Origin of the sequence: Vannielia litorea, from assembly GCF_018424695.1 — a bacterium.
Lineage (GTDB): Bacteria > Pseudomonadota > Alphaproteobacteria > Rhodobacterales > Rhodobacteraceae > Vannielia > Vannielia litorea_A.
Window position 1 is genome coordinate 26828 of record NZ_QTNQ01000012.1, and the last position, 13612, is coordinate 40439.

At 66.7% G+C, this 13612-nt stretch carries 15 protein-coding genes; 13 read left to right on the forward strand and 2 right to left on the reverse strand.

Features of this window, described 5'->3' with window-relative positions; translation table 11 throughout:
- The first annotated feature begins 89 nt into the window (after positions 1-89).
- The 11 genes from urtC (at position 90) to cueR (ending at position 9708) form a co-directional block, all read left to right on the forward strand.
- Positions 90-1319, forward strand: coding sequence for an urea ABC transporter permease subunit UrtC (urtC, locus tag DYI42_RS06470; RefSeq protein WP_213545113.1), 1230 nt, complete (start codon positions 90-92; stop codon positions 1317-1319).
- Positions 1316-2056 (forward strand): urea ABC transporter ATP-binding protein UrtD, encoded by a 741-nt coding sequence (gene urtD, locus DYI42_RS06475; protein WP_213545114.1) that lies wholly within the window; start codon positions 1316-1318, stop codon positions 2054-2056. The genes urtC and urtD overlap by 4 nt, the downstream gene beginning before the upstream one ends.
- Before the next feature lie 16 nt (positions 2057-2072).
- A complete protein-coding gene (urtE, locus tag DYI42_RS06480) occupies positions 2073-2768 on the forward strand; it encodes an urea ABC transporter ATP-binding subunit UrtE (protein ID WP_213545170.1) in 696 nt (231 codons plus the stop codon).
- 121 nt (positions 2769-2889) lie between these two features.
- Positions 2890-3663 carry a pyrroline-5-carboxylate reductase family protein gene (locus DYI42_RS06485; protein WP_213545115.1) on the forward strand — a complete coding sequence of 258 codons (774 nt, stop codon included), beginning with the start codon at positions 2890-2892 and terminating at the stop codon, positions 3661-3663.
- Between the two features lie 98 nt (positions 3664-3761).
- Positions 3762-4229, forward strand: coding sequence for a GNAT family N-acetyltransferase (locus tag DYI42_RS06490; RefSeq protein ID WP_213545116.1), 468 nt, complete (start codon positions 3762-3764; stop codon positions 4227-4229).
- 83 nt (positions 4230-4312) lie between these two features.
- Positions 4313-5287: a type I glyceraldehyde-3-phosphate dehydrogenase gene (locus tag DYI42_RS06495; protein WP_213545117.1), complete on the forward strand. Its 975-nt coding sequence runs from the start codon at positions 4313-4315 to the stop codon at positions 5285-5287.
- Positions 5284-5652, forward strand: a complete 369-nt coding sequence (locus tag DYI42_RS06500) for an NADPH-dependent FMN reductase (RefSeq protein WP_213545118.1) — start codon at positions 5284-5286, stop codon at positions 5650-5652. Before DYI42_RS06495 ends, DYI42_RS06500 begins: the two co-directional genes overlap by 4 nt.
- The gene (locus DYI42_RS06505) at positions 5652-5798 is read left to right on the forward strand and encodes a hypothetical protein (RefSeq protein WP_213545119.1); all 147 of its coding nucleotides are present in this window, start codon (positions 5652-5654) and stop codon (positions 5796-5798) included. Before DYI42_RS06500 ends, DYI42_RS06505 begins: the two co-directional genes overlap by 1 nt.
- Before the next feature lie 367 nt (positions 5799-6165).
- The gene (gene uraH / locus DYI42_RS06510; protein WP_213545120.1) at positions 6166-6522 is read left to right on the forward strand and encodes a hydroxyisourate hydrolase; all 357 of its coding nucleotides are present in this window, start codon (positions 6166-6168) and stop codon (positions 6520-6522) included.
- A gap of 91 nt (positions 6523-6613) precedes the next feature.
- Entirely contained in the window at positions 6614-9328 is a 2715-nt protein-coding gene (locus DYI42_RS06515; protein ID WP_213545121.1) for a heavy metal translocating P-type ATPase, read from the forward strand.
- Positions 9325-9708 carry a Cu(I)-responsive transcriptional regulator gene (gene cueR / locus DYI42_RS06520; protein ID WP_213545122.1) on the forward strand — a complete coding sequence of 128 codons (384 nt, stop codon included), beginning with the start codon at positions 9325-9327 and terminating at the stop codon, positions 9706-9708. Before DYI42_RS06515 ends, cueR begins: the two co-directional genes overlap by 4 nt.
- Before the next feature lie 25 nt (positions 9709-9733).
- On the opposite strand, the gene pobA is transcribed toward cueR, so the two are convergent.
- On the reverse strand, positions 9734-10903 hold the full coding sequence (gene pobA / locus DYI42_RS06525; RefSeq protein ID WP_213545123.1) for a 4-hydroxybenzoate 3-monooxygenase: 1170 nt from the start codon (positions 10901-10903) through the stop codon (positions 9734-9736).
- A 91-nt stretch (positions 10904-10994) separates the two neighbouring features.
- Here pobA and DYI42_RS06530 point away from each other — a divergent pair, with 91 nt between their 5' ends.
- On the forward strand, positions 10995-11843 hold the full coding sequence (locus DYI42_RS06530) for a helix-turn-helix domain-containing protein (RefSeq protein WP_244867638.1): 849 nt from the start codon (positions 10995-10997) through the stop codon (positions 11841-11843).
- Positions 11844-11865: 22 nt separating this feature from the next.
- Here DYI42_RS06530 and ald read toward each other — a convergent pair whose 3' ends face one another.
- Positions 11866-12984: an alanine dehydrogenase gene (ald, locus tag DYI42_RS06535; RefSeq protein WP_213545125.1), complete on the reverse strand. Its 1119-nt coding sequence runs from the start codon at positions 12982-12984 to the stop codon at positions 11866-11868.
- A 131-nt stretch (positions 12985-13115) separates the two neighbouring features.
- Between ald and DYI42_RS06540 the strand changes: the two genes are divergently transcribed.
- Positions 13116-13580, forward strand: a complete 465-nt coding sequence (locus DYI42_RS06540) for an Lrp/AsnC family transcriptional regulator (RefSeq protein WP_213545126.1) — start codon at positions 13116-13118, stop codon at positions 13578-13580.
- Positions 13581-13612 lie beyond the last annotated feature (32 nt).

Consider the following 13612-nt stretch of genomic DNA (forward strand, 5'->3'; position numbering starts at 1 on the left):
CCCCGTGGGGGGGCGGTGCGGGCGCTGGCCGGCGGTGCCGGCCGGGTGCTCCGCTTTGATCAAGGCGCAATGGCCCAGAGGACAGCCCAATGAAAAACCGCTCCTTCATCGCCCGAAACCCCTCCATCCTCGTCTTCCTCGCCTGCCTCGGCATCTTCACGCTGGCCGTCACCATCGCCTCCGAAGGCTTCGGCCTCGGCCTCATCTCCACCTCCTTCGTGAAGACACTGGGCAAAACCCTCTGCCTCTGCCTCGTCGCCGTGGCGATGGACCTGATCTGGGGCTACTGCGGCATCCTCTCCCTCGGCCATTTCGCCTTCTTCGGCCTCGGCGGCTACATGATCGGCATGTGGCTGATGTATGAGCGCACCCGGCTGATCGTCACCGAAAGCATGGCCGCGCAGGAAATTCCGCCAACGCCACAAGAGGTGGTCGACGCCATCGGCACGCAGATCTTCGGCGTGGTCGGCTCGTCGGAGTTTCCGCTGATCTGGTCCTTCGCCCACAGCCTCACCGTGCAACTGATCCTCGTGGTCGCCGTCCCCGGGCTCCTCGCCCTCGTCTTTGGCTGGCTCGCCTTCCGCTCCCGCGTGGCCGGCGTCTACCTGTCGATCCTGACCCAGGCGATGACCCTCGCCCTCGCCCTCTACCTCTTCCAGAACGACAGCGGCCTGCGCGGCAACAACGGCCTCTCCGGCCTGCAAAACCTGCCCGGCGTCACCGCCTCTCAGGATGTCGTCTCGATCTGGTTCCTCTGGGCCTCCGCCCTTGCGCTGGCCTTGGGCTACCTACTCTCCGCCTGGGTCGTCTCCGGCAAGTTCGGCTCCGTCATCCGCGGCATCCGCGACAACGAGGCCCGCGTCCGCTTCCTCGGCTACTCGGTAGAAACCTACAAGCTCGCCATGTTCACCCTTACCGCCTGCATCGCGGGCATCGCCGGGGCTCTCTACTATCCGCAGGCGGGCATCATCAACCCGGCCGAAATCGCCCCCATCGCCTCGATCTACCTCGCCGTCTGGGTCGCCATCGGCGGGCGCGGCAGGCTCTACGGCGCGGTCATCGGCGCGGCACTCGTCAGCCTCGTCTCTACATACTTCACCGGCGGTCAGGCGCCCGACATCCCGCTCGGCTTCTACACCATCAGCTGGGTCGATTGGTGGACAGTTCTGCTCGGCCTCACCTTCGTCCTCGTCACCCTCTTCGCCCCCAAGGGCATCGGCGGCCTCTTCGACCTCGTCGCGCAGCGCGCCGCGCCCGATCGCCACGGGGCGGACTATGGCCCTGACAAGGGCGCCAAGCGCGAGGAGGAAGGCCAATGAGCACGCTTCTCGAGGTCAACGGCATCTCCGTCACCTTCGACGGCTACAAGGCCATCCGAAACCTCAGCTTCAACATCGGCGAGGCCGAGTTGCGCGCCATCATCGGCCCCAACGGTGCGGGCAAGACGACCTTCATGGATATCGTCACCGGCAAGACCAAGCCCGACGAGGGAAAGGTTATCTGGGGCGAGATGAGCCGCAACCTGGTGGGCATGAACGAGGCCAGAATCGCCCAGGCGGGCATCGGCCGCAAGTTCCAGAAGCCGACCGTTTTCGAGGATCAATCGGTCCGGGAAAACCTCACCATGGCGCTGCAAAACAAGCGCGGCTGGTCCTCCGTCCTGTTCTGGAAGCCCTCCAAGGCCGACCAGAACCGCGTGGTCGAACTCGCCGCCGAGATCGGCCTTGCGGACGAGCTGGAGCGCACCTCCGGCGAGCTCTCCCACGGCCAAAAGCAATGGCTCGAAATCGGCATGCTGCTGGCGCAGGAGCCCCGCCTCCTGCTGGTCGACGAACCGGCGGCGGGGATGACGCTGGCCGAACGCGAGCACACCACCGACATCCTCAAGGAAGCGGCCAAAACCCGCGCCGTGGTGGTGGTGGAGCACGATATGGAGTTTGTCCGCCGGCTCGAATGCAAGGTGACGGTGCTGCACGAAGGCTCGGTGCTGGCCGAAGGTTCGCTCGACCACGTCACCTCCAACCCCGAAGTCATCGAGGTGTATCTTGGCCGCTGATCCTTCCAAACCCGACATGCTCAAGCTCGACGGGCTGACGCTCCACTACGGCCACTCCCGGATCCTCCACGGCATCTCGATGGAGGCCCGGCAGGGCGAAGTCACCTGCGTCATGGGCACCAACGGCGTCGGCAAAACCTCGCTGATGAAGGCGATTTCCGGCACCCACCCCCGCTCCGGCGGCACCGTCACCTTCGACGGCGCCGAGATCGGCAAGCTCCCGGCCCACGAGATGGCCCAACGCGGCCTCGCCTATGTGCCCCAGGGCCGCGATATCTTCCCGCTGCTTACCGTGAAGGAAAACCTCGAAACCGCCTACGCCTGCCTGCCCAAGTCAGAGCACTTCATCCCCGATGAGGTCTTCGAGCTTTTCCCGATCCTCAAGGATTTCATCGCCCGGCGCGGCGGCGACCTCTCGGGCGGCCAGCAACAGCAGCTCGCCATCGCCCGCGCGATGATGACCAAGCCCAAGCTCCTCCTGCTCGACGAGCCGACCGAGGGCATCCAGCCCAACATCATTCAGCAGATCGGCAAGGTCATCGAATACCTGCGCGACCGGGGCGACATGGCGATCATCCTCGTCGAGCAATACTTCGAATTCGCCTACAATCTTGCCGACCGCTTCGTGGTGCTCCGCCGCGGCGAAGTCACCGCCCGCGGCGCGCGCGGCGAGATCGAGAAATCCACGCTGATGGCCGAAGTCTCGGTCTGACCCCGGGCGAGGACGCCTCGAAGGGCGGATGAGCCCGCTCCGGGCAGGCCCATCAAGCACATCAGGCCTTTCTTCGCGACGGCGCAGGGCCCATGATCCGCTCTCGAAAAAGGAGCGCGCCATGACCCTGCCCACCCAAACCCTCGCCCTCATCGGCACCGGCATGCTCGGCCGCGAGATCGCTCGTGGCCTGCTCGCGTCCGGCCATCCGCCCGAGCGGCTGATCCTCGCCAACACCACCGGCACCCCGCCCGAGGGCCTGCCCTGCCGCACCACCACGCCCGCCGTGGCTGCTGAAGCGGCCGATGCGATCCTCCTCTGCGTGCCGCCCGCCGCGGCCCCGCGCCTCGGCATCACCACTGACAAACCGGTGCTCTCAACCATGGCCGGTCTCACCCTCACCCGGCTCACCGCGCTCACCGGCAGCCCGCGCGTGATCCGCGCCATGTCCTCCCCCGCCGCAGGGCAGCGCCTCGCCTTCTCGCCCTGGGCCGCTGCCCCAGGCGCCACACCGGCAGACAAAGCCCTCGCCAACGCCCTCTTTTCCGCCATAGGAACCACCGCCGAACTCTCCGACGAAGCCCAGATCGACGTCTTCACCGCCATTACCGGCCCGGTCCCCGGCTTCGTCGCCTTCTTCGCCGAGGCGGTGCAGGCCTATGCGGAAAGCGAGGGCATCGCCCCGGACACCGCCCTCGCCGCAACCCGCCAGCTCTTCCTCTCCGCCGGGCAGATGCTGGCGGCCGGCCCCGCGCCCGCCGTGCATGTGCAACAGATGATCGACTACGCCGGCACTACCGCCGCCGGGCTCGACGCCATGCGCGCCTCGCCGCTCGCCGCGCTCATTGCCGAAGGCCTCGCCGCCGCCACCGCCCGCGCCCGCACAATCGGCTGACAGCGGGGCCGCTCTCACATCCACGTCATCCGACATATCCCGGCTATCCCCCGGCGCCCCGCCGCGCTACCTCCCGGCGCATTCCGCCGGAGCCGCCCATGCCTCTCACCTTCGCCCGCCTGCCGCAGATCGACCCGAACCTGCTGCTCGCCCATATGAACGACCCGCGCATCGCCGCCCACCTGCCGCTGCTCACGCAGCCCTGGGGGCCACAGGAAGTGGCCGCCTTCGTCGCCGCCAAGGAGGCCTGTTGGGCGCGCGACGGGCTTGGCCACTGGGCCTTTCTCGATGATGAATCCTACGTCGGCTGGGGTGGCTTCCAGAAGGAAGGGGAGGAATGGGATTTCGGCCTCGTCCTCACGCCCGAGGCCTTCGGGCGGGGCCGCGCCATTGCCGCACAGGCGCTGGCAAAGGCCCGCACCGATCCGCGCATCCCCTTCGTCACCTTCCTCCTCGCGCCCTCGCGCCGCAGCCTCTCGGCTCTCACCCGGCTGGGGGCCCGGCCGCTGGGCGAGGTGGAGCACGCAGGGCAACGCTTCCTCAAATTCCGGCTCGATACCGCCTGACCAGCCGGGCAGGGCAGGGGTTGCCCCCGGCAGCCGTCCGGCGCAGCCTCCGCCCCAACGCGCCCCCCGAGTCGGAGTTTCCCATGCCCACCATCGCCCTCAACGGCTTCGGCCGCATCGGACGCACCGTCCTGCGCCAGCTTCTCGCTTCCCGGCCCGGCATCACCCTCGCGCTCATCAACGACATCGAGCCACTGGAAACCTGCGCCTACCTCTTCGCCTATGACAGCGTCTTCGGCCCCTGGCCCGGCGAGGTCAAAACTGCCCCCGAGGCGCTGGTGATCGACGGCAGGCCGATCCGCTTCACCGCCACGCCCGATCTCTCCACGCTCGATCTCTCGGGCGTCGACGTGGTGCTCGAATGCACCGGGCTCGCGGGCAAGCGTGCGGTGGCCGAGCGGGGGCTGGCGGCAGGGGCGAAATCCGTTCTTGTTTCCGGCCCGTCCGACGAGGCCGACATCACCATCGTGATGGGCGCGAACGAGAGCGCCCTCACTGACCAGCGCATCGTCTCCAACGCCTCCTGCACAACCAACGCCCTCGCGCCGCTGCTGAAACTGCTCGACGAAGCCTTCGGCGTGGAGGCCGGGCAGATGACGACGGTGCATTGCTACACCGGCGCCCAGCCCACAGTGGATGCGCCCCGCAAAGCGCCCGAGCGCTCTCGCGCCGCCGCCCTCTCTATGGTGCCCACCACAACCTCTGCCGCCCGCCTGATCGACCGGGTGCTGCCTGGCCTCGCGGGCCGTATAGAGGCCCGTGCCCTCCGCGTGCCCACCGCCTCCGTGTCGGCCATCGATCTCACCGTTGCCACCCGCGAGGCGACGACGGTTGAAGCCGTCAACGCGGCCCTCGCGGCTGCCCGTGGCCAGATCATCGGTTCCACCGATCAACCCTTGGTCTCCTCCGACCTGCGCGCCCGCGCCGAGAGCCTCATCGTCGCGCCGCGCGAAACATCCGTGGCGGGCGGGCTGACCCGGGTCTTCGGCTGGTATGACAACGAATGGGGCTTCTCTGCCCGGATGCTCGACATGGCCGAGCGCATGGCCGGGCGGTGAAACACCTGCTCGCCGTTCCCGGCTCTGCCCGCGCCGCCTCCACCAACCGCGCTTTCCTCGCCGCCCTGGCCGAGCTGGCACCGCCGGAGCTGGGAATCTCCCTTTGGGACGGGCTCGCCGGCCTGCCAATTTTCTCCCCCGATCTGGAGGCCGCCCCGCCGCCGCCCGTGCGGGACTGGGCGGCGCAGGTGGGGCGGGCCGACGGCTTGCTGCTGGCGGTGCCCGAGTATGTTCACGCTCTCCCCGGCGGTTTCAAGAACGCCATCGACTGGCTGGTGTCGCGCGAGGAAATCATCGGCAAGCCGGTGGCGCTGGGCATGGCTCGCACCGGGGCGAAGAGGCGCTGGCCCAGTTGCGCCGGGTAATGTCGACCGTGACCGAGGGCTTCATGGAGGAGCCCTTCCTGCGCCTGCATCTGCTCTCGAAGTCCCCCGAGGAGGTACGGGCGGAGGTGCTTGCACAGGCCCGCGAGGCGCAGGCCTTCCTGTGCGCCCTCGCTGCGCGCCTCTAGCCTCCAGACGCGGCGCGGGCCGTTAACCTCTCCGGCAGCCTGTAAACCCGTATGCATCGGTTGTGCATGGAATGTGCATCACTTGTTGTCCATAAAATTTCATCGTTAACGCAAGTAAGGGCCACGTAACGTGCAATGGTGCACAGTCAAGCGGCTCGGATCCTCGGTCAATCTCGCCACAAAAGCGGCTTCCGAGGTATTGGTAAGTTTCGGAAAAGAATAGGATATTCCTGAAAATCGTCTTCCGCACGCCCGGCCCGTGCCGGGTTAACCACTGCCTGCCATACTCTCCGGCACTCAGGGGCTTCATTCCGCCCCCCGGCCTGATAGGCTTCTCCCAAAGCCTCTTCATGGAAGGATCAGCCAGATGCCGGGATATCTCACGACCCATGTGCTCGACACCGCGCGCGGGGTGCCTGCGGAGGGCCTTGTGGTGATGCTCTTCCGGATCGGCGAGGGGGGCGCGCGTGAAGGCATCGCCCAGATGGTCACCAATGAAGATGGCCGCACGGATGCGCCGATCCTGCCGAAAGAGGATTTCAAAACAGGGGCTTACGAGCTGGTTTTCCATGCGGGCCACTACCTCAAGGCGACGATGCAGGGCGGGGATGGCGAGCTGTTTCTCAACGAGGTGCCAATCCGCTTCACCATGACGGAAGAGACCCACTACCACGTGCCGCTCCTGCTCTCGCCCTACAGCTATTCGACATATCGCGGCAGCTAGGGCTTGACCTTCCAGTGACTGGAAGCCCTATGTCCAGTGACTGGAAGCCCTATGTAAGGCTCCGGGCGATCCCCGCCCCGGAGTCCGTATCATGCGCGATGACCACGTCGCAGAAGCCCGCCTCAGCATCACCGGCATGAGCTGCGGCAAGTGCACCGCCCGCGTTGAAGCCGCGCTTCGCGCCGCGCCCGGCGTGCGCTCCGCCACTGTGACCCGTGAGCTGGGAGAGGCCGTAACCCTCTATGATCCCTCGCAAATTACGCGCGAAGCCTTGGCGGATCTGGTGACAGAAGCAGGTTATCCGGCCACGGCTGAGCCCCGCCCCAACGCTACGATCGAAGCGCCCGCAGAGCCTGCCGCACACCGCCCTGCTGCGCCTGAAACCACCGTCCTCAACATCGAGAACATGCACTGCGCCTCCTGCGTCGGGCGAGTCGAAAAGGCCCTCTCCGCCGTCCCCGGCGTTACCTCGGCTACCGTCAATCTCGCCACCCGCCGCGCCGCCGTGACCCACGGCCCGCTACCCGCTAATGCACTTGCCGAGGCGTCCGGAAACGCCGGTTACCCTGCGCATCTCCATAGCGAGGCCACCACCACGCTTGCCATCGAGAACATGCACTGTGCCTCCTGCGTCGGCACGGTCGAAAAGGCCCTCTCCGCCGTTCCCGGTGTGACCTCCACGACCGTCAACCTCGCGACCCGACGGGCCACCGTGACCCATGGAGGCGTTGCGGGTGACGCGCTCGAAAACGCCGCAAAATCAGTGGGCTACCCTGCAAGGGTGCAAAGCCGCCAGCACCATGAGGCCGGCCCCGCAGACACCGCGGAGGAAACGCGCGCAATGGCCCGCCGCACTCTTATCGCGGCTTTGCTGACAGCCCCTGTCTTCCTGCTCGAAATGGGCGGCCACCTCTACCCGCCGCTGCACCACTGGGTCATCGGCACGCTCGGGGAAACCCCGTGGCGTATCGTGCAATTCCTGCTCACCACAGCCGTCCTCGCCGTCCCCGGCCGCCTCTTCTTCACCTCGGGTATTCCTGCGCTCCTGCGCCGCGCGCCCGAGATGAATGCCCTCGTCGCCCTCGGCGCCGGGACCGCATGGGCCTATTCCACCCTCGCCACCTTCGCGCCGGGGCTCCTGCCCGAAGGCGCGAACCACGTCTATTTCGAGGCCGCTGCAGTGATCGTCACGCTCATCCTGCTCGGCCGCACGCTGGAGGCGCGCGCCCGCGGCCAGGCCGGGGCTGCGCTGCGCGGGCTGATGGCGCTGACGCCTGAAACCGCACCGGTGCAAACCCCGCAAGGTGTTCAGAACAAACCGGTTTCCGAGATCGCGCCGGGTGACGTGCTTCACCTCGCGCCCGGGGCCCGCGTTGCCGTCGATGGGGTGGTGACGGAGGGCGAAGGCTGGCTCGACGAGGCCATGGTGACCGGCGAGGCGCACCCTGTGGCAAAGTCCAAGGGCGACGCGCTCACGGGCGGCACCGTCAACGGCACCACGGCGCTGACATACCGCGCCACTGCCGTCGGCAATGACACCGTGCTTGCCCGCATCGCCGCCCAGGTGGAACAGGCACAGGCCACGAAGCTGCCGGTTCAGCGCACCATCGACAAGGTCACCGCCGTGTTCGTCCCGGCCGTGCTGCTGATCGCGGCCCTCACCGTGGCCGTGTGGCTGGGGGCCACGGGCGATATCTCCCGCGCCCTCGTGGCCGGGGTGTCGGTGCTCATCATCGCCTGTCCCTGCGCCATGGGGCTGGCCACGCCCGTCTCCATCCTCGTCGCCACCGGGCGTGCCGCAGAGCTGGGCGTGATCTTCCGAAAGGGTGCGGCGCTGGAACAGCTCGGGGCCGTGAAAACACTGGCCTTCGACAAAACGGGCACGCTCACCGAAGGCCACCCTGCGCTTACCTCCGTCACGCCCGTTGGGATCGACCGCGCCGAGGCCCTCCGCCTCGCCGCCTCCGCCGAGGCCCGCTCGGAGCATCCGCTGGCCAAGGCGCTGGTGGCAGCCGCCGAGGCTGACGGGCTGGCGCTGGCCCCGGCAGAAAACGCCACCGCGAAACCGGGATACGGGCTCACGGCAACGGTGGAGGGCAAGGCGCTGATCGTCGGCGGACCGCGCGCGACGGAGGCGGACGGTCTCGCCATTCCGCCCGCCCTCTCTGACGTTCTGGAGGCTGCGGAAGCCCGGGCCGAAACCGCCTTCTTCCTCGCCGTCGATGGCAAGGTTGCGGCACTCTTCACCGTTGCGGATCCGATCAAGGAAGGTGCGCCAGCCGCCCTGAACGCGCTGAAAATAAAAGGCATTTCGCTCTCGCTCCTCTCGGGGGATGCGCCGGGCGTGGCCCGGGCTGTTGCGCGCGAGTTGGCCATAGACAACCCGGAAGGCGGCTTGCTGCCGGGTGACAAGCTCGCCCGGATCGAGGCGCTGAAGGCAGGCGGGCCCGTAGGCTTCGTGGGAGATGGCATCAACGACGCGCCCGCCCTCGCCGCTGCCGATGTGGGCCTTGCCATCGGCACCGGAACCGAGGTGGCGGTGGAAGCGGCCGATGTCGTGCTGCTCTCGGGTCGGCTTTCGGGCCTCGGCGCGGCGCATGACATCTCCCGCCGCACCATGGCCAACATCCGCCAGAACCTCGCCTGGGCCTTCGGCTATAACGTACTGCTGATCCCGGTCGCCGCCGGGGTGCTGGTGCCCTTCGGCGGGCCACAACTTTCGCCGATGCTGGGCGCGGGGGCCATGGCGCTCTCGTCGCTCGCTGTCGTTGCCAACGCATTGCGCCTGAGGAGGGCCGCCTCTTGAACATCTCCGAAGCCGCCAGCCGGGCCGGCTTGCCGCCCAAGACCATCCGATATTACGAGGAGATCGGCCTCGTCGCGCCCCGGCGCGATACCAATGGCTACCGCAGCTTTACCGAGGCGCATATCCACAAGCTGCACTTTCTCGCGCGGGCCCGGGGGCTTGGCTTCTCCATCGAGGATTGCCGCACCCTTCTGGCGCTCTACGAAGACGCGGGCCGCGCCTCGGCAGACGTGAAATCCGTTGCTCAGGACCACCTGGCGCAGATCGAGGCCAAGATTACCGAGCTGACCGCGATGCGCGATACCCTGACGGAACTGGTGCAGGCCTGCGCTGGGGATCATCGCCCGGATTGCCCCATTCTCAAGGGGCTGGAGACCTAGGCAGCATCCCTCAGCCTCGCGCCCCTCAATAGGGCAGGCCCACGTAGTTTTCGGCCAGGACTTTCTGCGCCGCATCGTTGGAGCGCAGAAACTCCAGATCGGCCCGCTGAATCTTGAGGTCGAACTCCGTTTGATCCGGAAAGCGATGCAGCAGCGTCGTCATCCACCAGCTGAAACGCTCGGCCTTCCAGATCCGCGCCAGCGCCTTCTCGGAGTAGCTGTCGAGCCCCTCCTTATCCTTTTCTTCATAAAACTGGACCAGACCTTCATAGAGGTAATGAATGTCCGAGGCGGCTGTGTTGAGCCCCTTCGCGCCGGTGGGCGGCACGATATGGGCCGCGTCCCCGCACAGGAACAGGCGGCCCCAGCGCATGGGTTCGCAGACGAAGCTGCGCAGGGGCGCAATGGATTTTTCGATCGAGGGGCCAGTCACCAGCTTCTCGGCATAATGCGTGGGGATACGGCGCTTCAGCTCTTCCCAGAAGCGCTCGTCGGACCAGTCTTCGGGCTTGTCGGCCAGTGGGCACTGTACGTAGTAGCGCGAGAGATTCTCGTTGCGCATGGAGCAGAGCGCAAAGCCGCGCTCGGAATTGGCATAGATCAGTTCCTCGTGCACCGGCGGCGTTTCCGAAAGGACGCCGAGCCAGCCGAACGGATAGGTCTTTTCATATTCACGCCGCGACTCCTCCGGGATCTGCTGGCGCGACACGCCGTGGAAGCCATCACACCCGGCGATGTAATCGCAATCGAGCCGCACAACCTTGCCGTCCTTCATGAAGGTCACATAGGGCGCGTCTGTTTTCATGTCATGCGGCATCACCCCGGACACTTCGGTGATCACGCGCCCCTCATTGGCCTGGCAGGCATCGTAGAGATCGCGGGTCACCTCGGTCTGGCCATAGACGATGACGGAGGTGCCGGTGTGTTCCTTGAAACTGATGGCGAATTCCTCTTCGCCGTAGGAAATCACCGTGCCGTCATGGACGAAGCTCTCCTCGTCCATCCGCGCGCCGACGCCCGCCTCACGCATCAGATTCACGAAGCCGGTTTCAAGGATGCCGGCGCGGATGCGGCCCAGAACGTATTCGCGCGAGCGGCGCTCCAGAACCACGCTGGCAATGCCCTTCTTGTGCAGGAGCTGCGAAAGCAGAAGGCCGGAAGGGCCGCCGCCGATGATGGCAACCTGGGTGCGCATGATGTTTCCTCCCATATTCGGTTTCTTACCATGGCCCGAATTCCTGCGGGGCCGAATGGACGGCTCGCGCGAAGACTTGTATATTTCGAACATGAAGCGCACGGGCGGCATCACCAGCTACAATCTCTTCGGCGAGACCGATGAAATGGCGGACGTGGTGCATTGCGAGACCATTGCTGCGCGTTCGGTGCTGCATGATTGGCAGCTCTCGCCGCATCGTCACGCCCGGCTCCATCAGGTGCTGCTTCTGGCCTCGGGCGGTGGCGTCGCCTTGGTGGAGGAAGAAGAAAGGGCGCTGGGCCCTTGGGTCGTGGTGAACATGCCCGCAGGGGCGGTGCATGGATTCCGGTTCGATCCGGGCACGGAGGGCTGGGTGCTGACACTCCCCGCCGATCTCGTGGATCAAAGTCTGCGGCCCGCCGAGGGGCTTTGGGCCGAGTTGCGCCAGCCCCGTGTGGAGCCGGGCGCAGAGGCGCTTGCCGGCCCCATGCGCGAGATCTTCGCGGAATACGAAGGCCGCAGTTTTGCCCGCGCGCAGATGCTCCGGATGCTGGCGGGGCAAATTCTGGCACTGGCGGCGCGGCACATGGCCCGCCGCTCAGCGGCCGGGGAGGCAGGAGGGCACCCGCTGTTTCGCAGGCTGGAGACGCTCATCGAGGCACGGTTTGCCGAGCGGCTCCCGGTGGCAGAGGTGGCCCGCGAGTTGGCCGTCAGCCCGCAGCACCTCAGCCGGATCACCCGTGAGGCCTGCGGTCAGCCGGTCAGTGCCCTCATCGCAGCCCGCAGCCACCGCGAGGCACGACGGCTGCTGACCTATACCAACCTGCCGGTCCAGCAGGTCGCCTTTCGGCTGGGCTATGCCGACCCGGCGCATTTCTCCCGTGTGTTCACCCGGGAGGCCGGTGTGAGCCCGCGTGCCTTTCGCTCGGCCCTCTCCTAGGGCGAAGGCAAAAGCCGGTCCGTCAGTGCTTCAGCGCGAGCGAAGGCGACAGCACATCGATCCCCAGGGCGCGGCCCACGGCGTAGTTCGTCAGCCGCCCGGCGTGGGTGTTGAGGCCCGCCAAGAGGTGCTCGTCGGCGGCGCAGGCCTCTTTCCAGCCGTGATCGGCCAGCGCGATGACGAAGGGCAGGGTGGCGTTTCCGAGGGCGATGGTGGAGGTGCGTGGCACGGCGCCGGGCATATTCGCAACGCAGTAGTGCACAACGCCGTCAATCTCGTAGATCGGGTCATCATGCGTTGTGGCTTTCGAGGTTTCGAAACAGCCGCCCTGGTCAATTGCCACATCCACCAGCACCGCGCCGGGCTTCATGCCCGAAAGCTCGGCCCGGCTGACCAGTTTGGGTGCCGCAGCGCCGGGAATGAGCACCGCCCCCACCACCATGTCGGCCCGCGCGACCAGTTCGGCGGTGGTGGCCGCGCTGGCATAGCGGGTGGAAAACTCGCCGCGGAAGGCATCGTCAAGGTAACGCAAGCGGGGCAGTGAGCGGTCAAGCACGGTGACCTGTGCGCCCATGCCAGCGGCCACGCGGGCGGCCTGTGTGCCGACGACGCCGCCACCGATCACAACGACCTCCGCCGGCCCAACACCGGGCACGCCGCCCATCAGCACGCCCCGGCCTCCATTGGCCTTTTGCAGCGCCCAGGCGCCGACCTGCGGCGCGAGCTTTCCGGCCACCTCGCTCATCGGCGCGAGCAGGGGCAGGGCGCCGTTGCGGTCGGTCACCGTTTCGTAGGCGATGGCGGTCACGCCGCTTTCGAGCAGGTCTTTCGTCTGTTCAGGGTCGGGTGCGAGGTGGAGATAGGTAAAGAGGATCTGACCCTCGCGCAGCAAGGCCCGCTCGGCAGCCTGCGGTTCCTTCACCTTCACGATCATCTCGGCGTCGGCGAAGACGTCCTCCGCCGTGGCTGCCAGCTGCGCGCCTGCAGCTTCATAATCTGCATCTGAAAACCCGGCCCCGGCCCCGGCGCCCGATTCCACAACCACCTCATGGCCATGGGCCACGGCTTCCTGCGCCGCGGCAGGTGTGAGCCCAACGCGGTATTCCTGTGCCTTAACTTCCTTCGGACATCCGATCAGCATGGGTCATCCTCCCCTTTTCTGCCCTCATCGTGCCACGACCTGCATGCAACTGCTTTGACATTTTGACCTCTTCAGGCCAGCCTCACGCACACATAGCGGCGCCGATTTGCGGCTTGGTGGGGGAATTTTGCGTGGAAGCGGAAATTGACGAAACTGACCGCAGGATTCTGGGCGCCCTGCAACGGCGCGGGCGAATGACTTCGGCAGAATTGGCCGAGGCCGTGAATCTATCTCCCTCGGCGTGCCATCGCCGGGTGCAGCGGCTGGAGAAGGCTGAGGTGATACGTGATTACGTCGCGCTGCTGGATGCCCGCAAGCTGGGGTTGGCCACCACCGTTTTTGTCGAGATCAAGCTGGCGGGGCAGACAGATGACATCCTCGACGGGTTCGAGAAGGCCGTGGCGCGGGTGCCTGCCGTGCTTGAGTGCCACCTTCTGGGCGGGGCGGCGGATTACCTCCTGAAGGTGATCGCCGAAGACACCGAAGACTTCGCCCGTATCCATCGCCAGTATCTTGCCCGCCTGCCCGGTGTGCAGGGCATGCAATCGAGTTTCGCGCTGCGCACCGTTTTCAAGACAACCGCCGTACCCACCTGAGGTTTGGGCCCGGAATGGATGCGTTTGGGCCG

Bases quoted from the DNA above. Each gene is read 5' to 3' on its own strand.
- urtC (WP_213545113.1), top strand. From the start codon at position 90: ATGAAAAACCGCTCCTTCATCGCCCGAAACCCCTCCATCCTCGTCTTC.
- urtD (WP_213545114.1), top strand. From the start codon at position 1,316: ATGAGCACGCTTCTCGAGGTCAACGGCATCTCCGTCACCTTCGACGGC.
- urtE (WP_213545170.1), top strand. From the start codon at position 2,073: ATGCTCAAGCTCGACGGGCTGACGCTCCACTACGGCCACTCCCGGATC.
- DYI42_RS06485 (WP_213545115.1), top strand. From the start codon at position 2,890: ATGACCCTGCCCACCCAAACCCTCGCCCTCATCGGCACCGGCATGCTC.
- DYI42_RS06490 (WP_213545116.1), top strand. From the start codon at position 3,762: ATGCCTCTCACCTTCGCCCGCCTGCCGCAGATCGACCCGAACCTGCTG.
- DYI42_RS06495 (WP_213545117.1), top strand. From the start codon at position 4,313: ATGCCCACCATCGCCCTCAACGGCTTCGGCCGCATCGGACGCACCGTC.
- DYI42_RS06505 (WP_213545119.1), top strand. From the start codon at position 5,652: ATGTCGACCGTGACCGAGGGCTTCATGGAGGAGCCCTTCCTGCGCCTG.
- uraH (WP_213545120.1), top strand. From the start codon at position 6,166: ATGCCGGGATATCTCACGACCCATGTGCTCGACACCGCGCGCGGGGTG.
- DYI42_RS06515 (WP_213545121.1), top strand. From the start codon at position 6,614: ATGCGCGATGACCACGTCGCAGAAGCCCGCCTCAGCATCACCGGCATG.
- pobA (WP_213545123.1), bottom strand. From the start codon at position 10,903: ATGCGCACCCAGGTTGCCATCATCGGCGGCGGCCCTTCCGGCCTTCTG.
- DYI42_RS06530 (WP_244867638.1), top strand. From the start codon at position 10,995: ATGAAGCGCACGGGCGGCATCACCAGCTACAATCTCTTCGGCGAGACC.
- ald (WP_213545125.1), bottom strand. From the start codon at position 12,984: ATGCTGATCGGATGTCCGAAGGAAGTTAAGGCACAGGAATACCGCGTT.